This is a genomic window from Chelatococcus sp. YT9 (genome assembly GCF_018398315.1).
GTDB lineage: Bacteria > Pseudomonadota > Alphaproteobacteria > Rhizobiales > Beijerinckiaceae > Chelatococcus.
This window is the reverse complement of sequence record NZ_JAHBRW010000002.1, coordinates 39690-61136: the sequence shown is the minus strand read 5'-3', so window position 1 is coordinate 61136 and position 21447 is coordinate 39690. Positions and strand designations below refer to the sequence as shown.

Below are 21447 nucleotides of genomic sequence, written 5' to 3'. Positions count from 1 at the left end.
GGCGCAGATGCGCCCTGCTGCTGTGGCGCTCACGCGCCCTCTTGCATGACAAGAACGATCTTCCCTACGTGCTCGCCGGCATCCATGCGGGCATGCGCCTCGGCAACGCGGTCGAAGGGGAAGGTTGAGTCGATGAGGGGCCTCGCTTTCCCCGCCGCGAGGAGCGGCAGCACATGCTCGGCCAGCGATGCGGTGAGCGCCGCCTTCATGGCGACGGGCCGCGCCCTGAGCGTGGCGCCCGTGAGGGTGATGCGCTTCATCAGAAGCGGCAGCAGATCCAGCTCGAGCTTCGAGCCGCGCTGGAAGGCGATCTGCGCGATGCGCCCATCGGCGGCGATGCAATCGAGATTGCGCGGGATGTAGTCCCCGCCGACCATGTCGAGGATCACCTCCGGCCCCCGGCCGTCGGTGGCGGCGCGGGCGGCGGCGACGAAATCTTCTGTGCGATAGTTGATGGCGAGATCAGCGCCGACAGCGCGGCTCGCGGCGCATTTCTCGTCCGAGCCGGCCGTGACCAGAACCCGCGCCCCAAGCGCCTTGGCGAGCAGGATCGCCGTGGTGCCGATGCCGGACGTGCCGCCATGGATGAGCACGGTTTCGCCGGCCTTCAGGCCCGCGCGCTGAAAGAGGTTCGACCAGACCGTATAATAGGTCTCGGGGAAGGCGCCGGCCTCGACGAAGGACATGCCCTCCGGGATCGGCAGCGCTACCGTCTCGTCCACGACGGCCCATTCGGCATAGGCGCCGCTGGCGACGAGGGCCATGACGCGATCGCCGGGCTTGAGGCGCGTCGTGCCCGGGCCGAGGCTCTCGACCACGCCGGCGAGCTCGAGGCCGAGCACATCGCTCGCGCCGGGCGGCGGCGGATAGTTGCCCTGCCGCTGCATCACGTCCGGACGGTTGATGCCTGCGGCATGCACCCTGACGAGCGCTTGGCCTTCACCTGGCGTCGGACGTTCCCGCTCGACGATCTTGAGCGCGTCCGGGCCACCGGGGACAGGCGCGACAACAACGCGTGTGACCGAGGTCATGCGATTTCACTTTCCGGTTGGGGCAAATCTTGCGACAGGGTCTGCGGAACCAGCAGAACCTTCACCGCCTGGCGGCTGCGCGCGAGCTCGAAGGCCTCGATGGCGCGGCTGAGCGGCTCCGCGTGGGTGATCAGGCGGGCCAGCACATCCGCGTGGGCGGCGAGCAGAGTGATGGCGTTCTCAAGGGCTTGCGCGGTGGTATCGTGCGCGGCACGAAGCTGCTTCTTGTCCCGCACGAATCGCGTCAGATCGAGATCGAGATGACCGGAGTGAATGCCCGCCACCACCAGGACGCCGCCCGAGCGCAGCACGGCCAGCCCGTCGCTGACCGAGCGGGCGACGCCGGTCGCCTCGATGACGCGGTCGGCCGGGCCAGCGAAGACGCGCTGCACGGCATCACCCAGGCTTTCCTCGGCGAGATCGACGCAATGGGCGATGCCGATCTCGCGGCCCTTGTCGAGACGCAGCGCGTCGTTCAGCCCGCACAAGAGCACCTTGGCGCCGCGTGTCTGCGCCACGAAGGCAATACCGAGGCCGATCGGCCCCGGGCCGAGGACCACCACCCGGTCGCCCGGCCCGACATCGCCCACATCGACCGCGTTCACGGCGACCGAGAGCGGCTCCGTCAGCGCGGCAACCTTGAAGGGCAGGCCATCGGGAATGGGGCGGCAGTTGGCGGCCGGCACGCGCACGAGATCGGCGAAGCCGCCGTCGATATGCAGGCCGATGATGCTGCGGTTCTGGCAGTGCTCCGGCGTGCCCGCATCGCAGGCGGGGCAGTGGCCGCAGCTCACCGTCGGCCAGCAGGTGACGCGGTCGCCGATCTTGAAGCCGGTGACACCAGCGCCGAGCGCACGCACCGTGCCCGCGAACTCGTGGCCGATGGTGAGCGGCATCGACGCCGTCATGAACTCGTAGCCCGGTGTCCACTCATAGGCGTGGATGTCGCTGCCGCAGATGCCGGCGGCGGCGACCGCGATGACGACCTCGCCCTCGCCTGGCGCGGGCTCCTTGTCCATCTCGACCAGTTCGGCCCCAAAGGCCGTGGTTGTCTTGCGAAGCGCGATCACCGCTTCCTCCCGTTATCAGCCCGTGCGCCGGCGGAGGCCTCATCGGCCCCGGCGGTCGCTGCCCGATCGCATTGGTCCGGGCGTTGGGTTGATGCAATAAGTAATTTGTTATAACAGTTTTGGTCGAGGAAACCGCCCCGTGTCAAGTCGTATGCCACACAATAAAGAGAAAACCCCGGCGACGGGCGATTGGGTGCAGCCGATCGTCAAGGAGAACCTGAGCGAGCGCGCCTACACGGACTTGAGGGCGGCCCTCATGCGCGGGCGGCTGCGGCCCGGCGAGCGCCTGCGGCTCCGGCCCATGTCGGTGAGGTTCGGCATCAGCGCGACCCCGATGCGCGAGGCCCTGCTGCGGCTCGTCGGCGAGAAGGCGCTGGCGCTCGATGCCCGCAATTCGGTGGTGGTGCCGACCCTGACGCTGGAGCAGCTGCAGGAGATCCGCGCCATCCGCACGGATCTCGAAGGGCGCGCTGCCGCCGCCGCGGCCCTCATCGCCACCGAGGCCGAGATCGAGACCCTCGTCGCCATCCACGCGCAGATTTCCGAATGCCACGCGAGCCGGAGCTTCGTGCAGGCGGTGGATCTCAACACGGAGTTCCACCTCACCTTCTGCCGCATGGCGCGCCTGCCCATCCTCTACGACATCGTCGAGGGCCTATGGGTGCGCTGCGGGCCCATCCTCTCCCATCTCTACGACGAGGGCCTGCCGGACTGGGAACCCCACCCGCATCTGCGCCTCATCACCGCGCTGCGCGAACGCGACCCCGACAAAGCCCGCGCCGCGAGCCGCGAGGACATCGAACGCGGCGGCCAGGGGCTCCTGGTGCATGTGCGGGAGGCGAATGGGGGGTGAGGGAAACATGATGATATACGACCGCGCGGGGTGTGAAGGGCTTTCGTGCGCGATTATGATGTATCAAATTGACCTTTAGGCTCGAAGATTAGATAAGGAAGCAATAAGCCATTCTAATTCGGACCGGGCATTAGATATCATGCTTGCATAGGAGATAATTTTTATCGTTTCCAGAAGATTCTTCGTATCTAAGGTGTTAACTCTACCTTTTCCTATCATCATTATCTCCATTTTTGTAGTTGATGATAGTCGTACGCAAAGATCATCCCGATACTTCTCGGCTTGCGCGATATCTTCCCGCGATATGCTGTGATTGGGGCGCTTAAACTCGATTAGCAGGTAGGCGTCCCCGTAGCTCTGCGAAAGCAACAGGTCAGGCCGCTTTGAGGCTCTGCCGCTTTCTAACGAAGTCCCGCAATAAGTCTCGACTATGGTGCGAAGCGTCGCATTAGACGACATTGCAGAGTAATTGCGGCCGAGAATCCAAAGGTTTGTTTCCAGTGCTTTGTGCACATCTTTCTCAAGCGTGTCTGGATTGTTGGCGAGTTGATCAAAAAAATCTAAGAATTTTACGCGGCGTACCGCTTGTTGGGCAATGCTAGATAGCTCGACTAGGCCAAATTGCTCCAATGACTCTGCAAATGACCAAACGTCACTACGGCTGGATACGCTGATGCGCTCAAAAACGGCCCAGTACGCATCGTGTTCCATCGCGTCCAGCGCCACGCTTGCAATGGTTGAAACACGTTCATCGCTTTCTCCGTAAAAGCGCTTGAGAATGCGGTTTAAGGCTTCTTCTGCATACTGCCGGCGGTGTTCAGGAAGCCGCATCAGGCGTTGTCGTAGTTCGTTCTTTAATCGCGCCTGCTGGAGGTTCATTTCGCGAGCATGCGTATCCTTAAGCCCTTTCTTTATTTCAAGCTGCACATAAGTCTGCACTTCCTGAAACGCCTTGCTGTTCTCGATAAAGCCTCCCCAATCGGCGGTAACAAAATCCGACAGTCCGCTGAGATTAACTTCACCATAGACACGACGGGCGAGTTTGGTGGGAATTTCCTCATCTTGATCCAGACCAAATAGTAAAGGTCGTCCGACCGCCTTCCCATCAACTTTTAAAATAATTCCTGGAAGTTTTGGAAGACGTTTGCTGTCGGCTATAGTGAAGTGTAGCTTTATGTTGCCGGCGTTAGGTAAAATCTCCTCTGCCTGGGAGGTCTGGCCCGGCACATCATCGACCGACAGCGCAGTTCCGTTAACAGAAACGATGAATCTGTCCTCTCGCCCGTATTCTTGTATCAAAACCTCTCTAAGATATCAAAACCTCTCTAAGACGATCAGGATTCGGAAAATTTAAGCGATCGTCGAGCGACGAAAGTGTAATGGTGGTTCCTGTCGCGGATTCATTCTGCGGGGCTTCAGTGAAGGGAAGGGGAACTGCTTCAAGATCGTTTTGATTGTCAATCAGCTCCTGCTTGTCCACAATAATGGTGCAAATATAGCCGCGTGCTGCTGTAGATATTTCCATCTTATTAGCAATGGTCAAGCCAGCGAATTTTCCAATTCCTTTTCTTCCCTTCACTTTTCGTCGGTATACTGGCGTTCTCTCGCCAGTCCGAGTGCGTTTATCACTCGCTATATTGAGATACTCACTGCGTATCTCTTGGGATGTCATTCCGGTGCCGTCATCCTTTACAACAATAGCTTCGTTTGATAGCGGATCGGGCAGATTGATCCACACATGTTGGGCGTCTGCATCCCAAGCATTATCAACTAGTTCCTTAATAGCGACTTCACTAGAGCGATATGTTTCTCCAAGGATTCTAGTCAACCTCGTATGGACGGAAAAATGAGCTTCCTTATTCATTCGCTCCTGCCCCCAGTAGATCAAGCCCCTTAACGGAAGGTAGCAGACGAGCTTTTTTTCAGCAAATTTTACATTTTATAGACATCCGCGGCGCTTTAGATCCGAGCATAGTTTTGCGGACCGGTTTATCGACGATTTTCGATTCTAGATAAGGATTGGTTCAAATATTGCCGTGACGATTGACGATACGACAGTTACATATTGACAATGGCCAACCAGATCGGGAAAATGTCTCACTGTGCTTTCGCCGTCGCTGAGCGGGGTATCATCCGGCAATAACTCATTGCTATAGTGTGGGCTAATCAAAGCTTGGCTGCCATCACCCCCGCAACCCCGGCGCCTCCTGCCCCGTCCGCGCGACATACTCCGTGTAGCCGCCCGCATATTGATGCACCCCGTCGGGGCTGACTTCGAGGACGCGGTTGGAGAGCGCGGCGAGGAAGTGGCGGTCGTGGCTGACGAAGAGCATGGTGCCTTCGTAGTTGGCGAGCGCGGTGATCAGCATCTCCTTGGTCGCCATGTCGAGATGGTTGGTGGGCTCGTCCAGCACCAGGAAATTCGGCGGGTCGAAGAGCATCTTGGCCATCACGAGGCGCGCCTTCTCGCCGCCCGAGAGCACGCGGCAGCGCTTCTCCACGTCGTCGCCGGAAAAGCCGAAGCAGCCGGCGAGCGCGCGGAGCGAGCCCTGGCCGGCCTGCGGGAAGGACGATTCGAGCGACTGGAAGATGGTGTCCTCGCCGTCGAGCACCTCCATGGCATGCTGGGCGAAATAGGCCATCTTCACATTGGCGCCGATGACGACCGTGCCGTCGTCCGGCGTGGTCGCGCCCGCGACGAGCTTCAGCAGGGTCGACTTGCCGGCGCCGTTGACGCCCATGACGCACCAGCGCTCGCGGCGGCGCACGGCGAAATCGAGCCCTTCATAGATGCTGCGGCTGCCATAGCGCTTGTGCACGTTCTTCAGGCTGACGACATCGTCGCCGGAGCGCGGGGGCGGCTGGAACTCGAAGACCACGGTCTGGCGGCGCTTCGGCGGCTCCACCCGGTCGATCTTCTCCAGCTTCTTGACGCGGCTCTGTACCTGGGCGGCGTGGGAGGCGCGCGCCTTGAAGCGCTCGATGAACTGGATCTCCTTGGCGAGCATCGCCTGCTGGCGCTCGAACTGCGCCTGCTGGTGCTTCTCGTTGAGCGCGCGCTGCTCGGCGTAGAACTCGTAGTCGCCGGAATAGGTGGTGAGCGCGCCGCCGTCGATCTCCACCACCTTGGTGACGATGCGGTTCATGAAGGCGCGGTCATGCGAGGTCATCATCAGGGCGCCGTCGTAGCCCTTCAGGAACTGCTCCAGCCAGATCAGGCTCTCGATGTCGAGATGGTTGCTCGGCTCGTCGAGCAGCATGACATCCGGGCGCATGAGGAGGATGCGCGCCAGCCCGACGCGCATCTTCCAGCCGCCCGAGAGGGCGCCGACATCGCCGTCCATCATCTCCTGGCTGAAGCCGAGGCCGGCGAGCACCTCCTGCGCGCGGCCCTCAAGCGCATAGCCGCCAAGCTCCTCGAAGCGCCCCTGCACCTCGCCGTAACGCTCGATGATCGCGTCCATCCGGTCGGCCTGGTCGGGATCGGCCATCGCCGCTTCCAGTTCCCGCAACTCGGCGGCGACGCTGCTGACGGGCCCGGCGCCATCGGTGACCTCGGCCACCGCGCTGCGGCCGGACATCTCGCCGATGTCCTGGCTGAAATAGCCGATGGTGACGCCGCGATCGATCGAGACCTGGCCCTCGTCCGGCTGCTCCTCGCCCGTGATCATGCGGAACAGCGTGGTCTTGCCGGCGCCGTTGGGGCCGACGAGGCCGACCTTCTCGCCCTTGAGGAGCGCCATGCCGGCCTCGATGAAGACGATCTGCTTGCCGTTCTGCTTACCGATATTGTCGAGACGAATCATGGCTTACGGGGACCTGGCGGATGCTTGAGCCCGTGCATGTAGGCCATGTTGCGCTGCGGCGAAAGGGCGGGGCGCCCCGCTAGAGCGCGATTCGATCTGATTGAATCAGATCGGCGCTCTAAGCTGTTTTATTTGAAGCACTCATATCGACCTCGTTTCCCTCCGGTCGGATTATGCTCTAATCCTCGAAGACGCGCTTGCGGGCGGCCTCCAGGTGATTGCGCATGGCCGCCGAGGCGACGTCGACCTGCCCGGCCGCGATCGCATCGTAGACGAGCTGATGCTCCGCATACATCAGCTGCAGCGCATCCTGCGGGCGGGTGAGAGAGAGCTTGCGCGTCAGCTCCATGCCGACGGTCATATGGCTGCGCATGGACACGAGCGTGTCGACGAAAAAGCGGTTGTGCGAGGCCGAGGCGATGGCAAGGTGAAAATCGAGGTCGGCTTCCACGCCGAGGCTGACATCGTTGATGTCCTCCGTGGCGCGCAGAAGCTTTTGCAACTCCTGCAGCTCGTTCTCGGTGCGGCGCAGGGCGGCGAGCCCGCAGGCGGCCTCCTCGATGAACATGCGGAACTCGTAGCAGCGCTGGATGTCGCCGATGCTCATCACCGGCGCGAAGCGGCGAATCGCCTGGTCCGCGCTCGCCAGGATGAAGCTGCCCGCGCCCTGCCGCGACTGGATGAGGCCATCGTCCCTGAGCCGGGCAAGCGCTTCCCGCACCACGGTGCGCGACACCTTGAACTGCTCCGCGATTTCCGTCTCCGTCGGGAGCTTCTGTCCCTTCAGGTAGTCGCCAGCCGCGATGCGGTCGAAGATATGATCATAGACCCTGGACGCGGTACGGCGTGACGGTTGGCTACCAGCCGGGGACAGATCGCCAGACGACATCGAACTCTCTCTCGCTTGCCTTTGCGCAACAGACGACGGCTTCACTCCAGCGTCAAGTCATCATACAAGGACGCGCCCGCAGGTTGTGGAAAATATCAGATAACTCAGAAATTTGCGTCGATGACGTGTTAGCCTCCGAAAATTGTTGTCCAACAAATTCTGTACTTGTTGACAAATGAAAACGCCGTCTGCACTGTCCGGCGCGAGGACGGTCACAGAGCCGTGGAAGCCAAGGAGGATGCGGTGAAGGGATTTGGGATACGCGGGTTGGCGAAGGCCGCCCTGGTCGGGGCCTCGCTCGCGGCGCTTGGTTCGCTCACGCCTGCAAAGGCGGAAGACATCCGGCTGACCTATCAGAGCTGGCATCTGGCGGAAGAGCCTTGGGCGACCTCGCTCAAGGAAGGCTTCGCGGAATTCGAGCGGCTCAATCCGGGCATCAAGATCGTGCCGCAGCCGGTGTCGCTCGGGCAGCGCGACGTCACGCTGACGACCGCCATCCGGGCGGGGCGCGGGCCGGACATCTTCCAGCTCGATGCCAACCCTATCAGCCAGTACATTCGGGAAGGCTGGGTCAAGGACCTGACGCCCTACATGGAGAAGGAGGGCGGCGCCAAGGCATTCATGGCGGACTTCTACCCCTCGCTCCGCGACGCTGTCACCAACGACGGCAAGGTCTATGGCGTGCCGAAGAATACCGCCGCGATGGTCCTGACCTACAACAAGAAGCTTTTCGACGCGGCAGGCGTCAGCCAGGCGCCTGCGACCTGGGAAGAATTCCGCACGGCCGCCCAGAAACTGACGCGCGCGACAAAGGAAGGCGGCCCGGTCGACCAGTGGGGCACGGCGCTTATTCTTCAGCCGGCCGGATTTGATCTGCGCGTGTCTGTCATCCTGCGCGGTTTCGGGGCTGATTTCCTGACGCCGGACAACAAGCACTCCGCGCTCAACACGCCTGAGGCAAAGGAAGCTTTCCAGTACGTGGTCGACCTCATCCAGAAGGACAAGGTCATGCCCCCCGGCGTCTCTCAGGTGGATGCCAACGCCGCTCGCCAGTTCATGGCGCAGAGCAAGGTGGGCACGATCGTCGAGACACTCTGGGCCCTGCCGATCATCCAGGCGATCAACCCGGCCTTCGACGCCTGGAACACGCTGGCCATGGCGCCGATCCCGGTGAAAGCGGGAACCGACCCCAAGGTGCGGTCCACGCTCTATGTGGACGGCCTCTTCATGAACCCGAACACGAAGCACGCGGATGCGGCGTGGAAGCTGATCCAGTTCATGACTGATCGCCAGCGCATGGAAAAGTGGTTTGTTGACAACAACATGCTGTCGGGCCGTCAGTCTGTGAACGACGAGTTCAAGCCGATCCAGGACAGCAAGTTCGCCCAGGTCGTGAAGGCCGAGATCGACCACGCGTCCTTCCTGCCGCTGATCCCGCAATGGCCGGAAATCCTGACCGCCTTCCGGCAGAACCTCCAGGCAGCCGTTGCCCAGACGAAGACGCCGGAAGCCGCTCTCGCCGACGCTCATAACCAGATCGAGGCGATCCTGGCGCGCTAGGGGTGTGGCGAGCCTGTTGAAAACAGCGGGCCGTTGATATCGCGCGGCGGGTCAAGGCCCTCCGCGCTCCATGTCGCGTAAAGCCGCATATTGGACAAAGACAGGGTGGCAATGACTGATCAACGTGTCGGCTTATTCTTCGCGTTGCCTGCCATTATTCTTCTTGTAGGCATTCTTGGTTTCCCTGCGGTTGCGGCAATTCTCCAGAGCTTCGATGTGCTCTGGGGGTCGGGGGACGTGCCGGGCATCGCGAATTACGTTCAGCTCGCGATGGATCCGCAGTTCTGGCAGGCCTTCCGGAATACCACGCTGTTCGTCGCATCCACCGTGAGCATCCACATCACGCTCGGCCTGTGCGTGGCGCTTCTGCTCAACGCCGATGTCAAGGGCAAGTGGCTGTTCCGCGTTACCGCGATCCTGCCGTGGACGGTCCCTGACGTGATCAGCGGCATTCTCTGGCGGTTCATGTTCGATCCATTGGCCGGATTCGTGAACGCGCTCCTGACGACGGTCGGGCTCATCGCGGCGCCGATCGATTGGCTCGGCGATCCGCAGCTTGCCTTCGCCGCCGTGGTCTTCGCGGAGGGCTGGCGCGGCTATCCTTTCATCATGCTGATCCTGCTCGCAGGGCTGCAGTCGATCGGTCAGCAGCAATACGAGGCGGCGCAGCTTGATGGCGCCTCGACCTGGCAGTGCTTCCTGCATGTCACGATCCCGAACCTCAAGCCCATGCTGCTCGTGGCCGCGGTGCTGGATCTCATCTGGCAGGCACGCCTCTTCGGTCTTGTGTTCGGCATGACGAGCGGTGGCCCGGGCAATGCAACTGAAGTGATGCCGCTGCTGATTTACCGCAATTACTTTGAATTCTTCAACGCGAGCTATGCGGCGTCCATGGCGGTCGTTCTAGCAGCAGTCATGCTGGTCTTCGCGGTGCCCTATGTGCGCTCCAGCCTGCGGAAGGAGGCGTGAGACCAATGCGCGAATCCCCTCAATCCAATCTCTTCGTCTGGGTCGCGCTTCTCGCCGTGGCGATCTTCAATCTGTTTCCCTTCTACTGGATGGTGACGTCCTCCTTCAAAAGCTCGCTCGAGGTCGTCTCTTATCCCGCGACGCTCGTGCCGCAGGCGTGGACGACGGACGCCTACCGCAACATCTGGCTGCAGGAAGGGTTTGTCGCCTATTTCCGTAACAGCCTGATCGTGTCGCTCAGCACGGCCTTGCTGTCGTCCGGGGTTGGCCTTTTCGCGGCCTACGGCTTCTCCCGTTTCAAGTTCAAGGGGCGGATGGCATGGATGTCCCTGTTCCTCGGCAGCCAGATGCTGCCAGGCGTACTCCTGGTCGGCGCCTATTTCCGTATGCTGACCTTCGCCGGGCTCTATGACACCCTGTTCGGTCTCATTCTTGCGCAGACGACGATTACACTGCCGTTCAGCGTCTGGATGCTGAAGGGATACATCGACACCGTCCCCGCCGAGATCGACAACGCGGCGATGATCGATGGTGCCAACCGGCTGCAGATCCTGCTGCGGATCATCGCGCCGAACATCATTCCGGGCTTCGTCGCCACCGCAACCTTCGCCTTTCTTCTCGCCTGGGGCGATCTGTTGTGGGCTCTGTGCCTCATTGAAGATCAGGCCAAGCAAACCATGACACTCGGGATTACCCGGCTCATCGGTCAATTCCGCGTGCAATGGTCTGAAATCATGGCGGCTACCGTTATCGGCAGCGTCATACCTGCCACGCTTTACGTCTTTCTTCAGAAATACCTGGTGCAGGGCTTCACTGGCAGCGCCGTCAAGGACTGAGCCCACTCCTCCAGCTTGTCTCGCATTTAGGCTTCGGTGGTGTCACCGGAAGGCTTCAGAAGGTTGTCGCAATGAATCCGCTTTCCATCCACTCCTATACGTTCCTGCCGACATGGACGACGCAGTATGGCGAGGAAGCGGCCCGTCAGGCACGGGCCGCCGGCTACCAGTGCCTCGTCATTCCACTGCGCGATCATGAGGCTATCGAGGCCGCCGCCATCGTTCGCATCATGGAGCGGGAGGGTCTGCGGCCGGTGACGACGGCCAATCAGCGACCGGATGCGGACATTTCGAGCACCGACCGCGCTATCTGGGCAGCGGGGCTGGAGCGTCATCGCCTCTCCCTGCGGCTGGCGCGCGATCTCGGCGCCAAGCACATGGGCGGCATTCTCTACAGCGTGTTCGGCAAGGCGCAGCGCGCCGCGACGGAGGAGAATGTGAAGGCCGCGGCGGAGGCGCTCGCGCTTCTCGCCGACGAGGCCGCCGGCTTCGGCATGCGGATCGCCTTGGAGATCGTCAATCGCTACGAGACCAATCTTCTCAACACGGCCGCCCAAGGTATCGACATGGTCAGGCGTGTCGGCGCGCCCAATCTTCATCTTCATCTCGACACGTTCCACATGAATATCGAGGAAGACGACCCACTAGAGGCACTGAAGGCGGCGCGACCCTATCTTGCCTATTTCGAGATCGACCAGAGTAACCGGGGGCCGCTTGATCGCGGCGTCATCGATTTCGCCCCTATGCTCGCTTTTCTCAAGGCCTCCAACTACACCGACATGATCGGCGTCGAGGCCTTCTCGAGCGCTATTTCCGGCCCGGAGGTGGCCGCCGGGGTCGGCGCATGGCGCAACCTGTTCGACGATGGCGCAGCCGTTGCTCGCTCGGGCATCGCGGTGCTGAAGCAGGCCGGCTTCGCCTGACAGCAACGGGACCCGGCTGCAACATTCACGACCTCTGCCGGTTGATCGGTCAGGCGATGTGATCATACTCGAGGCATCAACGGAGCGAGGATGCCTTGAAGAAGCTGATCAACGACGTTCTGAAGGTTGTACCGGAAACGCTTGAGGGATTTGTTCGCCTGCATCCGGATCTGGCGCTGCTCGACGGCTATGCCACGGTGATCCGCGGCGATATTGAGGCTTTCCGGGCAAGCGGCAAGGTCGCCGTCATTTCCGGCGGCGGCGCCGGCCACGAGCCCGCTCATGCCGGTTATGTCGGTCGCGGCATGCTGACGGCGGCCGTGTCGGGCGATGTCTTCGCCTCGCCGAGCACGGACGCGGTTTTCGCGGCGCTGATGGCCGTGGGCACGCCGGCCGGTGTCCTCATGGTGGTCAAGAACTACACGGGCGACCGCATCAATTTCGGCCTCGCGGCGGAAATGGCGCGGCCGCACGGCATTCCGGTCGAAACCGTGGTGGTCGATGATGACGCGGCGCTTGGCAGCGCCGAGGCGACAGCCGGCCGGCGCGGCATCGCCGGCACCGTGCTGGTGCACAAGGTGGCGGGCGCGGCCGCTGAGGCGGGCCTCGGCCTCGCCGACGTGACGGCGCGTGCGCGGGCGGCGGTCGCCGGGCTTGCCTCCATGGGCGTCGCGCTGTCCCCCTGCACCGTGCCGGCGTCGGGCAAGGCCAATTTCGAGCTCGGAGCGGATGAAATCGAGCTCGGGCTCGGCATCCACGGCGAGCCGGGCGTTGCGCGGCGCACTATTGCCAGCGCCGCGACGCTGACCGCTCTCCTGCTCGACACCATCATCGCGGATCGGGCCATCAAGTCCGGCGATGCGGTGGCGCTGCTCGTCAACAATCTCGGCGGCACGCCGACGATGGAGATGAACATCGTCGCGAAGAATGCGCTCGATCATCTGCAGGGCCATGGCATCGTCGTCGAGCGTGCCTATTGCGGCACTTTCCTGACCGCCATCGAGATGGACGGCGTGTCGCTCAGCCTGCTGAAGCTCGAAGCGTCCCTGCGCGAGGCGCTGGACGCGGCGACGGAAGCGCCCGCATGGCTCGGCAACGTCCGCGCCACGCGGCCACCGCTTGCCAGGGTGGCGACGGTGCCCGCCGGGCAGGCCGAGGTGAACCCCGATGACGGCCGCGCGACGCCTGCCCCGCCCGCGGTGATCGCCGCCATCCGCGGCGGCTGCGAGGCCCTGCTCGCGGCCGAGGACCGGCTCACTGAAATGGACCGCCATGTCGGCGACGGCGATATCGGCCGCTCGCTGGCGCAGGGCGCGGAAGCCATCCTGGCGCGGCTCGACGCGATGCCGGGCTACGCGACCTATGCCGTGCTGCGCGAGCTCTCGCTGACCATCCGCCGCGCCGTGGGCGGTACGTCGGGACCGCTCTATGCGGCGATGGCGCTGAGCGCCAGCAACAGCCTGAAGGAGGCCACCGGGGACGCCCCTGCGACCTTGGCGACGGCATTTTCCGCGGCAGTGGCCTCCGTCTCGCGGCTCGGTGGCGCAAAGGCGGGCGACCGGACCATGGTTGACGCGCTTCTGCCTGCCGCCGAGGCGATCGCCCAGGGTGGCGGGGTGGCCGCGCAACTGGCCGCCGCCGCCGATGCGGCGAGCCGGGGGGCGGCCCGCACGGCCGAGATGATGCCGCGCCGCGGGCGGTCCAGCTACATCGGCGAGCGTGCGCTGGGCTATCCCGATCCGGGCGCGGAAGCCGTCGCACTCTGGCTGAAGGCGGCGGCCGAAAGCGTCGCGCGCCGTTGAGCGGTCGCGGCCGAAGCGCCATCCCGGCGCGATGAAAAATGCACAAGCGGTTGTGGGCCCGGCTCGCGTATTCAACGCGGCCGGTCCCGCCCGCCTGCTTTTTGCGTCAAATGGCTGCCTAGAAATATTCCTTTTCATATATCCTAGGTTTGCTAGCATGGACCCCGCGTAAGAACGCTCGGGAGGCCCATATGAGCGCGGACGCAAGGGGCGATCGCCCCGGCGAGGGGAATGACGGAAAGCGGGCTGTCGTGTTCATCCACGGCATCGGCGGCAGCGCGCGGGTATGGACACCGCAGGTGGCGGCTTTCGCGGCGGCGGGCTTCCGGCCCGTGCCGCTCGACATGCCGGGCTACGGCGCGCGGCCGGCCGTCACCGCCATGGATTTCGAGGATCTGGCCGCCGACGTCGAGGCGGCGATCGGGCGCGTTGGCCAGCCGAAGCCCGTCCTGGTCGGCCATTCCATGGGCGGGATGGTGGTGCAGACGATGCTGCGGCGTCGGCCTGACGCCTATCATGCCGCCGTCTTGGTCGGCACGAGCCCGGCTTTCGGCAATCCGCAGGGCGACTTTCAGAAAGCGTTCGTGGCCGCGCGGCTTGCGCCGCTCGAAAGCGGACGCACCATGGCAGACCTCGCGCCGGAGATGGTCGACGGCATGATGGGCCCTTCGCCCGATGGCGAGGGCAGGGCGCTCGCTGTTGCGACCATGGCTGCGACGCCTGCCGCCACCTATCGCGCGGCGGTGCTGTGCCTCGTAAATTTCGACGAGCGCGCCAGCCTCGGCGCCATCCGTGTGCCGGTGCTGTGCCTTGCCGGCGCGCATGACCGCAACGCACCCGCGCCGATGATGGAGCGCATGGCGTCACGCATTCCCGGCGCGCGCTATCGGCTGCTGCCCGATGTCGGCCATCTGCCGAACTGCGAGGCGCCCGTCAGCTTCAACGCCGCCATTCTCGATTTTCTGGCAGAACTCGACCCGAGCGCATGAGGGGAACGATCCAATGAGCGCCCAACCTACCGATCTCGACAGCGCGCCTGTCGATGCGCCGCTGTTCGCGCCCGAGGCCTTTCGGCTCAGCGATGAGCAGGCCGAACTGACTGCCAAGGTCCGCGCCTTCGGGAGGAAAGTGGTGGCGCCGCGCGCCGCCATCCACGACCGGGAAGCTACTTTCCCCATCGAGAATTTCCGGGACATGCACGGCGAGGGCCTGCTCAGGCTCTGCATCCCGAAGGATGAAGGCGGGCTCGGTGCGGACTTCCAGACCTATTGCCTCGCCGCCGCCGAACTCGGCCGCTACTGCGGGGCGACGGCGCTCTCCTGGAACATGCATGTCTGCTCGACGCTGTGGTCCGGCCCCCTGGCCGACGAACTCGAGATGACGCCCGCGGATCGCGCCGCCCATCGGGCGCGCCGCAGCGTGCATTATCAGCGCATCGTGAATGAGGGCGCTGTCTACGCCCAGCCCTTCTCCGAAGGCGGCGCGGCGGCGGCCGGCGCCATAGCCTTCGGCACGGAGGCAAAGCCGGTTGAGGGTGGCTTCATCGTCAACGGCAAGAAGATCTTCGCGTCCCTCTCCGGCGCCGCCGACTACTATGGCGTGCTGTGCACGGAGCGCGCCGAAGGCGAGGCGGCGAGCCGGCGCAACACGCTTTACCTTGCCCTGCCGGCCAATGCCGAAGGCGTCTCCGTGGTCGGCGATTGGGACCCGCTCGGCATGCGGGGCACCGTCTCGCGCACGCTCCTCTTCAAGGACGTCTTCGTGCCTGAGGACGCGATGCTCATGCCGCATGGGGTCTATTTCCAGGCGGCGACCCGCTGGCCACATATGTTCCTGACGCTGTCGCCGACCTATATGGGGCTGGCGCAGGCGGCCTATGATTTCACGGTGGCCTATCTGCGCGGCGAACTGCCCGGCATGCCGCCGGTGAAGCGGCGCATGTTCCCGACCAAGCAGATCGCCGTGGCCGAGATGCGCATCATGCTGGAGCAGACCAAGACGCTCTGGTTCCAGGCCATTACCGAGGCGCGCGCCAATCCGAGCCGCGAGCAGGTTCTGCGTGCCTACGCGGCTCAGCACAGCGTGATGGAGAACGCCAATGCGATCGCCGTGAAGGCGATCCGCACCTGCGGTGGGCAGGCCATGCTGAAGAGTCTGCCCCTGGAGCGGATCTACCGCGACAGCCGCTGCGGCGCGCTGATGCTGCCCTGGACCGCCGAAATCTGCGTCGATCGCATCGGTCGCGAGGCGCTCTACGAGCCCGGCGAAAAGGACGACTGAGAACGCGTATGGATCTGTCCGATCTCATCGACCGCAACGCGGCCTTCACGCCGGATAAGGCGGCGATCCGCTTCGAGGGCGCGACGTTCACCTATCGTGATCTGTCGCAGCGCATCGCCGCGACGGCGCGCGCCCTGAAGTCGCATCTCGGTGTGGGGCGCGGCGACCGGGTGGCGATCCTCGCCGCCAACCATCCCGACTATCTCGTGCTGCTCTACGCCTGCGCGCGGCTCGGCGCCATGCTGGTGCCGATCAACTGGCGGCTCGCCCTGCCGGAGCAGCTCTTCATCCTCACCGATGCCTCGGTGAAGGCGCTGTTTGTCGAGGAGAGCTATGCCGCCGTGGTCGCGCCGCTGGCCGAGGCCGCGCCGGAGACGCGCGTCGTCGGCCTGGAATTCGCCCCACCGGATGCGATCTCCTTCGATGATCTCCTGGCAGTGGGCATGGGCGACGGGCGCAGTCCCCATATCGATTTTTCCTGTCCGCTGCTGATCGTCTACACGTCGGGTACGACAGGGCGGCCCAAGGGCGCGGTGCTGCGGCAGGAGGCTCTGGTCTGGAACGCCGCCATGAGCCAGCACATGCATGGTCTGACGAGCGACGACCATATTCTGACTGTCCTGCCGTTCTTCCACGTGGGCGGCTTGAACATCCAGACGACACCGGCGCTGCAGCTGGGCGCGACCGTCACTGTCCACCGGCGGTTCGCCCCGGACGCGACGCTCGCGGCGATCGCTACGGACCGGCCGACCCATACGGTGCTCGTACCCACCACCATCCAGGCAGTCGTCGAACATCCCGATTGGGGGACGACGGATCTTTCCAGCCTGCGGGCGCTGTCCACAGGCTCCGTCAATGTGCCTCAGCCCCTGATCGACGCGGTCGCCGCGCGCGGCATCCCTGTGCTGCAGGTCTATGGTTCCACCGAGACCTGCCCGATCGCCGTCTACACGCGTCTCGGCGGCGAGGCGCGGGGCACCTCAACCGGCCTGCCGGGCCTCCATTGCGAGGCGCGCATCGTCAACGAGAGAGGAGAGGAGGTGCCCTACGGCACCGCCGGCGAGGTCGTCGTGCGCGGACCGAGCGTCTTCTTCGAGTACTGGGGGAACGAGGCCGCCACGGCTGAGGCCCTGAAGAATGGCTGGTATTACACCGGCGACATCGGCACGCGCGATGCGGACGGCTATTTCCACATCCATGACCGCAAGAAGAACGTCATCATTTCGGGTGGCGAGAACATCTATCCGGCCGAATTGGAGCGCGTTCTCGGTGAACATGCGGCAGTCGCGGAAGTCGCGGTGATCGGCCGGCCCGACCCGAGGTGGCAGGAAGTGCCTGTCGCCTATGTAGTCATCCGCCGCGACTGCGCTGTCGAAGCCGATGCGCTCATCGCCCATGCCCGCGATAATCTGGCCCGCTTCAAGGTGCCGCGCGAGGTCGTCTTCGTCGAGAGCCTACCGCGCAATGCCATGGGCAAGGTTCAGCATTTCGTTCTCAAACAACAATTAGCGTGATGGGAGATCCCTGATGAAGATTGCCGTTCTTGGCGGAGGCAACGGCTCGTTCGCGGCAGCCGGGGATTTCGCGCTCGCGGGCCATGATGTCCGGCTTTGGCGGCGCGACGGAGAGGCCGTGAAGGCGCATAACGCGGCCGGCCGCGTCATCGCCATCAAGGATTTCGCAGGTCGCCACGAAGCGCCGATCGGCCTCGTCACGGATGATATCGCGGCGGCCGTTGAAGGGGCCGAGCTCATCGTCTGCCCGGCGCCCGCGACCGCCCAGCCCGATATCGCCCGCCGGCTTGCGCCGCATCTCGCCGAGGGCCAGGTCGTGTTCCTGCCGCCCGGCACGTTCGGCTCGATGATCTTCGCCAAGGCCGCCCATGATGCCGGCAATCGGGCCGATGTGGCCTTCGCCGAGACCGGCACGCTGCCGTGGCTGACGCGCAAGCACGGCCCCTTCGAGGTGGCGATCACGGTGCGCGCGAAGCGGCTGCCGACAGGCGTCTTCCCATTGACGCGGAAAGCTCATGCCCTCCACGTCATTGGGCAGGCGTTCCCCGGCGTGATCGAGGACTGCGGCGATGCCCTCTCCGGCGCGCTGATGAATGCAGGACCGATCATCCACCCGCCGCTCATCACCATGAACGCGGGGCCGCTGGAGCATTTTCCAAGCTGGGATATTCATAAGGAAGGCACGCAGCCGGCAATCCGCCGCGTCACCGATGCGCTCGATGCGGAGCGCATCGCCATCCGCGAGGCCCTGGGCTACGGCGGGCCGCATTTCCCGCTCGCCCATCACTACGCCCGCGAGGGCGAGGAATGGATGTACGGGCGCGGCTCCCATGACCGGCTCACCGATTCCGGCGATTGGCGCGAAAACATCATCCTCACGGAACATCGCTACATGGTCGAGGATACGCGCATCGGCCTGTCCTTCTTTCGCTCGGTCGCGGCGCTCGCCGGCGTCGCGACGCCCCTGATGCAGGCTTTCGCGGCGATCGGCGGGGCGGTCTGCGGCGAGGATTTCATGGAGACCGGCCGCACATTGCGCAGCGTGGGTTTCGGCGATTATGACCGCGCGTCGTTGCAGGCCCTTTTGCGGGACGGCTTCCAATGAGCGGGCGGGAACGTATCGCCTGCCTCGGGGCGGGCCGCATGGGGCGCGGCATCGCCGCGGTCTTCGCCTATGCCGGCCATGCCGTCGCCATCGTCGATCTCAAGCCCCGCCCGGCGGACGATTTCGCGCGCCTGGCCACTGAGGCGCTAGGCGAGGTGCGCGGCACGCTCGGCATGCTGGCGGAACTCGGGATGTTCGACAGCGCCGCCGTCGAGCGGATCGCGGCAAGGGTTTCGGTCGTGCCGGATGCTGAGGCGGAAACGGCCTTGTCTTCCGCCACGGTCATCTTCGAGGGCGTGCCGGAGGTGCTCGATCTCAAGCGCGAGGCACTCGCCAGGGCCTCGCGGCTGGCCGGCCCGGAACCCATCATAGCCTCGACCACATCAACCATCCTGGTCGATGATCTCTCCGGCGCGGTGGAGCATCCAGAGCGCTTCCTTAATGCCCATTGGCTCAATCCCGCTTATCTCGTGCCGCTCGTCGAACTGTCGCCCGGCAAGGCGACGGATCCGGGGGTGACAGCGCGGCTCAGGGCATTGCTGGAGGCAGTCGGCAAGGTACCTGTGACCTGCGCGCCAAGCCCGGGTTATATCGTGCCGCGTATTCAGGCGCTCGCCATGAATGAGGCCGCGCGCATGGTCGAAGAAGGGGTGGCCACAGCGGAAGAACTCGACAAGGCCATCAAATACGGCTTCGGCTTCCGCTTCGCGGTACTTGGATTGCTTGAATTCATCGACTGGGGCGGCGGCGATATTCTTTACTATGCCAGCCATTACTTGGCGAAAGCGCTCGATGATCCGCGCCATGCGCCACCGGCCATCGTCGAGCGCAACATGCGCGAAGGCCGCATCGGGCTCAAGACCGGCAAGGGTTTCCTGGACTACGACAATCTTGATCTCGATGCCTATCGTCGTAACAGGCTGAAAGCCTTCGCGGCCATGCTCGACCAGTATGGGCTGAAGCGCCCGCCGGTTCTCGGTGAATAGAGCGCTTCCCCCGGCGCGGGGAGCTCCGGCGGAGCCTCAAATGTGATAGATGAAGGACGCCATCGCATCATCCGTCAATTCGCGCATGTCAGCGAGGGTGCGATTGTCCAACACGTTCGCGATGGCTTCGCGGACCTCCAGCATCATCAGGCGTATTTCACAGCGGGTCTCATCGCAGTCATCGCATCGCCGATAGGCGGTGCGACTGGCGCATTGGATCGGCGCGAGTGGACCGTCTAAAACGCGAACGACATCGCCTATGATGATCTCCTCGGCCGGTCGGGCCAGCATATAGCCGCCGCCTTTGCCTTTTCGACTGTTGAGAAAACGGGCGTTGCGGAGTTCGCCGAGGATCGCATCCAGAAACTTCTTCGGAATGTTGTTGGCTTCGGCGATCTCGGCGACCTGGACAGATTGACCAGGCTTCAGGCTGGCAAGAAATACGATCGCCTTCAGGCCATACTTGCCTTTCTTGGTCAGCACTGGCTTGCCTCCTGTCCCTCAGGCCTGCGCACGTCGGATGCCGCGCTGTTCCCGGCCCGGTAGAGGAACGGTGTCGCGGATGCGCTGCTTTTCAGAATGGCAGCGATGCTGCCGTCACAGCCCCACGTCATAGAACATCTGATCCATGCTTTTGGCCGGTTCGATCGTGCGATCGACCATGCCGACCTTGACCGCGGGAACGCCGGCAACGGTCGTATAGGGCGGCACGGAATGCAGCACGACCGACCCCGCTCCCACCCGCGCGCCATGGCCGATCTCGATGTCACCGAGCAGGATCGCGCCAGCGCCGACGAGAACGCCCGAGCGCAACTTCGGATGCCTCTTGCAGTTCCGGCTACCCGTGCCGCCCAGCGTGACGCCCTGCAGCAGCGACACATCATCCTCGATCTCGCTGGTTTCTCCGATGACAATACCGGTCGCGTGATCGAAGAAGATTCCGAGGCCAATCTTCACAGCTGGATGAATGTCGACCTGCAGCGCCTCGGCGGCCGCGCTCTGGATCGCGAGAGAGAGATCCTTGCGCCCCTCGCGCCAGAGCCAGTGGGAGAGGCGATGGGCCTGCAGGGCATGGAAGCCCTTGAAATGCAGCAACGGCTCAAGGTAGCGCGTCGTGGCCGGATCCCTATCGAGAACGGCTGCCAAATCCGCCCTGATGGCCTGCCGCATGTTGCGATCAGCGCGGAGGGCCTGCGAGAAAGCGGCATTGATCAGATCGGGCGGCAAGAAATCATGGGCTATGCGGTTGGCAACACGCGCCGCGACGGCTCCCTCCAGGCTGCTGTGATGGAGAATGCCCGCATACAGCAAGCTCGCCAGTTCTGGCTCATGCGCGACGCCCTCGCGTGCTTCGGCCTGGATCGTGAGCCAAATCGGATCGGCCAGAGCGATGTTCTGACGAGCGGAACGCATCTCGGTTTCCTCTTCTATCCCACTCCACGCCGCGTCGGAAACCGCCGGGCAGTGCTCCCATCCGACCATCGGTGAGCACGTGACAGTGATTGTATACTAAATCGACGGCTTTAATCATGTAAGTATCATTCTTCGTATTTCACAGTCCATGGCGCTCATCATCCAGCGCCGTTCAGCGGCCGTCCCGTCAGGACAGCGCATGCCGTGCGGTGCGCTCGGCGGTGGTGTTCATGGCAAAGCGTGCAAGGCGGAGCATGACGACGCCGAGCATCACGAGATGCATCTCGAACCACTGCCGGCCTGCGATGATCAGCCAGCCAATGCCGGGGCTGATCAGGATCCGACGCTCCAGCTCGCCGGGCAGGTCTGAAAGGAGGTCGTGATAGCCATGCCCACCATCGCGCCGCACT

General features: G+C 63.6%; 20 protein-coding genes. 11 read left to right on the top strand and 9 right to left on the bottom strand.

What is annotated here, in order from left to right; genetic code table 11:
• Nucleotides 1-29 precede the first annotated feature (29 nt).
• Nucleotides 30-1031 (bottom strand): NAD(P)H-quinone oxidoreductase, encoded by a 1002-nt coding sequence (locus KIO76_RS20330; RefSeq protein WP_213325425.1) that lies wholly within the window; start codon nucleotides 1029-1031, stop codon nucleotides 30-32.
• Nucleotides 1028-2101, bottom strand: a complete 1074-nt coding sequence (locus tag KIO76_RS20325; protein WP_213325424.1) for a zinc-dependent alcohol dehydrogenase — start codon at nucleotides 2099-2101, stop codon at nucleotides 1028-1030. Before KIO76_RS20325 ends, KIO76_RS20330 begins: the two co-directional genes overlap by 4 nt.
• A gap of 151 nt (nucleotides 2102-2252) precedes the next feature.
• On the opposite strand from KIO76_RS20325, the gene KIO76_RS20320 reads away from it, so the two are divergent.
• On the top strand, nucleotides 2253-2954 hold the full coding sequence (locus KIO76_RS20320; RefSeq protein WP_213327039.1) for a GntR family transcriptional regulator: 702 nt from the start codon (nucleotides 2253-2255) through the stop codon (nucleotides 2952-2954).
• Nucleotides 2955-3029: 75 nt separating this feature from the next.
• On the opposite strand, the gene KIO76_RS20315 is transcribed toward KIO76_RS20320, so the two are convergent.
• From KIO76_RS20315 to KIO76_RS20300, 4 genes are all read right to left on the bottom strand, one after another.
• Complete coding sequence (locus KIO76_RS20315; RefSeq protein ID WP_213325423.1) at nucleotides 3030-4253, bottom strand: Shedu immune nuclease family protein; 1224 nt, start codon at nucleotides 4251-4253, stop codon at nucleotides 3030-3032.
• A gap of 7 nt (nucleotides 4254-4260) precedes the next feature.
• The gene (locus KIO76_RS20310; protein WP_213325422.1) at nucleotides 4261-4818 is read right to left on the bottom strand and encodes an ATP-binding protein; all 558 of its coding nucleotides are present in this window, start codon (nucleotides 4816-4818) and stop codon (nucleotides 4261-4263) included.
• Between the two features lie 319 nt (nucleotides 4819-5137).
• Nucleotides 5138-6760, bottom strand: a complete 1623-nt coding sequence (locus KIO76_RS20305; protein ID WP_213325421.1) for an ABC-F family ATP-binding cassette domain-containing protein — start codon at nucleotides 6758-6760, stop codon at nucleotides 5138-5140.
• 178 nt (nucleotides 6761-6938) lie between these two features.
• Nucleotides 6939-7649, bottom strand: a complete 711-nt coding sequence (locus tag KIO76_RS20300; protein WP_213325420.1) for a FadR/GntR family transcriptional regulator — start codon at nucleotides 7647-7649, stop codon at nucleotides 6939-6941.
• Between the two features lie 222 nt (nucleotides 7650-7871).
• On the opposite strand from KIO76_RS20300, the gene KIO76_RS20295 reads away from it, so the two are divergent.
• The 10 genes from KIO76_RS20295 to KIO76_RS20250 all read left to right on the top strand — a co-directional run bounded on the left by KIO76_RS20295 (nucleotide 7872) and on the right by KIO76_RS20250 (nucleotide 19624).
• Nucleotides 7872-9209, top strand: a complete 1338-nt coding sequence (locus KIO76_RS20295; RefSeq protein ID WP_213325419.1) for an ABC transporter substrate-binding protein — start codon at nucleotides 7872-7874, stop codon at nucleotides 9207-9209.
• 111 nt (nucleotides 9210-9320) lie between these two features.
• Entirely contained in the window at nucleotides 9321-10178 is an 858-nt protein-coding gene (locus KIO76_RS20290) for a carbohydrate ABC transporter permease (RefSeq protein ID WP_213325418.1), read from the top strand.
• 5 nt (nucleotides 10179-10183) lie between these two features.
• Nucleotides 10184-11014 carry a carbohydrate ABC transporter permease gene (locus KIO76_RS20285; protein ID WP_213325417.1) on the top strand — a complete coding sequence of 277 codons (831 nt, stop codon included), beginning with the start codon at nucleotides 10184-10186 and terminating at the stop codon, nucleotides 11012-11014.
• Nucleotides 11015-11085: 71 nt separating this feature from the next.
• A complete protein-coding gene (locus tag KIO76_RS20280; RefSeq protein WP_213325416.1) occupies nucleotides 11086-11937 on the top strand; it encodes a sugar phosphate isomerase/epimerase family protein in 852 nt (283 codons plus the stop codon).
• A 95-nt stretch (nucleotides 11938-12032) separates the two neighbouring features.
• The gene (gene dhaL, locus KIO76_RS20275) at nucleotides 12033-13739 is read left to right on the top strand and encodes a dihydroxyacetone kinase subunit DhaL (RefSeq protein ID WP_213325415.1); all 1707 of its coding nucleotides are present in this window, start codon (nucleotides 12033-12035) and stop codon (nucleotides 13737-13739) included.
• 191 nt (nucleotides 13740-13930) lie between these two features.
• Nucleotides 13931-14728, top strand: coding sequence for an alpha/beta fold hydrolase (locus tag KIO76_RS20270; protein ID WP_213325414.1), 798 nt, complete (start codon nucleotides 13931-13933; stop codon nucleotides 14726-14728).
• 13 nt (nucleotides 14729-14741) lie between these two features.
• Nucleotides 14742-16019, top strand: coding sequence for an acyl-CoA dehydrogenase family protein (locus tag KIO76_RS20265; protein ID WP_213325413.1), 1278 nt, complete (start codon nucleotides 14742-14744; stop codon nucleotides 16017-16019).
• Between the two features lie 8 nt (nucleotides 16020-16027).
• Nucleotides 16028-17533: a class I adenylate-forming enzyme family protein gene (locus tag KIO76_RS20260; RefSeq protein WP_213325412.1), complete on the top strand. Its 1506-nt coding sequence runs from the start codon at nucleotides 16028-16030 to the stop codon at nucleotides 17531-17533.
• 13 nt (nucleotides 17534-17546) lie between these two features.
• Nucleotides 17547-18638: an NAD/NADP-dependent octopine/nopaline dehydrogenase family protein gene (locus KIO76_RS20255; RefSeq protein WP_213325411.1), complete on the top strand. Its 1092-nt coding sequence runs from the start codon at nucleotides 17547-17549 to the stop codon at nucleotides 18636-18638.
• Nucleotides 18635-19624, top strand: a complete 990-nt coding sequence (locus KIO76_RS20250; protein WP_213325410.1) for a 3-hydroxybutyryl-CoA dehydrogenase — start codon at nucleotides 18635-18637, stop codon at nucleotides 19622-19624. The genes KIO76_RS20255 and KIO76_RS20250 overlap by 4 nt, the downstream gene beginning before the upstream one ends.
• Nucleotides 19625-19660: 36 nt before the next feature.
• On the opposite strand, the gene KIO76_RS20245 is transcribed toward KIO76_RS20250, so the two are convergent.
• The 3 genes from KIO76_RS20245 to KIO76_RS20235 all read right to left on the bottom strand — a co-directional run bounded on the left by KIO76_RS20245 (nucleotide 19661) and on the right by KIO76_RS20235 (nucleotide 21446).
• Nucleotides 19661-20107 carry an RrF2 family transcriptional regulator gene (locus KIO76_RS20245; RefSeq protein WP_213325409.1) on the bottom strand — a complete coding sequence of 149 codons (447 nt, stop codon included), beginning with the start codon at nucleotides 20105-20107 and terminating at the stop codon, nucleotides 19661-19663.
• A gap of 114 nt (nucleotides 20108-20221) precedes the next feature.
• Nucleotides 20222-21037: a serine O-acetyltransferase gene (cysE, locus tag KIO76_RS20240; RefSeq protein ID WP_213325408.1), complete on the bottom strand. Its 816-nt coding sequence runs from the start codon at nucleotides 21035-21037 to the stop codon at nucleotides 20222-20224.
• A 187-nt stretch (nucleotides 21038-21224) separates the two neighbouring features.
• On the bottom strand, nucleotides 21225-21446 hold the full coding sequence (locus KIO76_RS20235; protein WP_213325407.1) for a hypothetical protein: 222 nt from the start codon (nucleotides 21444-21446) through the stop codon (nucleotides 21225-21227).
• Between the last annotated feature and the right edge of the window lies 1 nt (nucleotide 21447).

Excerpts from the sequence above, each read along its gene's own strand:
- KIO76_RS20330 (WP_213325425.1), bottom strand. The coding sequence starts at position 1,031 with ATGACCTCGGTCACACGCGTTGTTGTCGCGCCTGTCCCCGGTGGCCCG.
- KIO76_RS20320 (WP_213327039.1), top strand. The coding sequence starts at position 2,253 with ATGCCACACAATAAAGAGAAAACCCCGGCGACGGGCGATTGGGTGCAG.
- KIO76_RS20310 (WP_213325422.1), bottom strand. The coding sequence starts at position 4,818 with ATGAATAAGGAAGCTCATTTTTCCGTCCATACGAGGTTGACTAGAATC.
- KIO76_RS20305 (WP_213325421.1), bottom strand. The coding sequence starts at position 6,760 with ATGATTCGTCTCGACAATATCGGTAAGCAGAACGGCAAGCAGATCGTC.
- KIO76_RS20300 (WP_213325420.1), bottom strand. The coding sequence starts at position 7,649 with ATGTCGTCTGGCGATCTGTCCCCGGCTGGTAGCCAACCGTCACGCCGT.
- KIO76_RS20290 (WP_213325418.1), top strand. The coding sequence starts at position 9,321 with ATGACTGATCAACGTGTCGGCTTATTCTTCGCGTTGCCTGCCATTATT.
- KIO76_RS20285 (WP_213325417.1), top strand. The coding sequence starts at position 10,184 with ATGCGCGAATCCCCTCAATCCAATCTCTTCGTCTGGGTCGCGCTTCTC.
- KIO76_RS20280 (WP_213325416.1), top strand. The coding sequence starts at position 11,086 with ATGAATCCGCTTTCCATCCACTCCTATACGTTCCTGCCGACATGGACG.
- KIO76_RS20270 (WP_213325414.1), top strand. The coding sequence starts at position 13,931 with ATGAGCGCGGACGCAAGGGGCGATCGCCCCGGCGAGGGGAATGACGGA.
- KIO76_RS20265 (WP_213325413.1), top strand. The coding sequence starts at position 14,742 with ATGAGCGCCCAACCTACCGATCTCGACAGCGCGCCTGTCGATGCGCCG.
- KIO76_RS20260 (WP_213325412.1), top strand. The coding sequence starts at position 16,028 with ATGGATCTGTCCGATCTCATCGACCGCAACGCGGCCTTCACGCCGGAT.
- KIO76_RS20255 (WP_213325411.1), top strand. The coding sequence starts at position 17,547 with ATGAAGATTGCCGTTCTTGGCGGAGGCAACGGCTCGTTCGCGGCAGCC.
- KIO76_RS20250 (WP_213325410.1), top strand. The coding sequence starts at position 18,635 with ATGAGCGGGCGGGAACGTATCGCCTGCCTCGGGGCGGGCCGCATGGGG.
- cysE (WP_213325408.1), bottom strand. The coding sequence starts at position 21,037 with ATGCGTTCCGCTCGTCAGAACATCGCTCTGGCCGATCCGATTTGGCTC.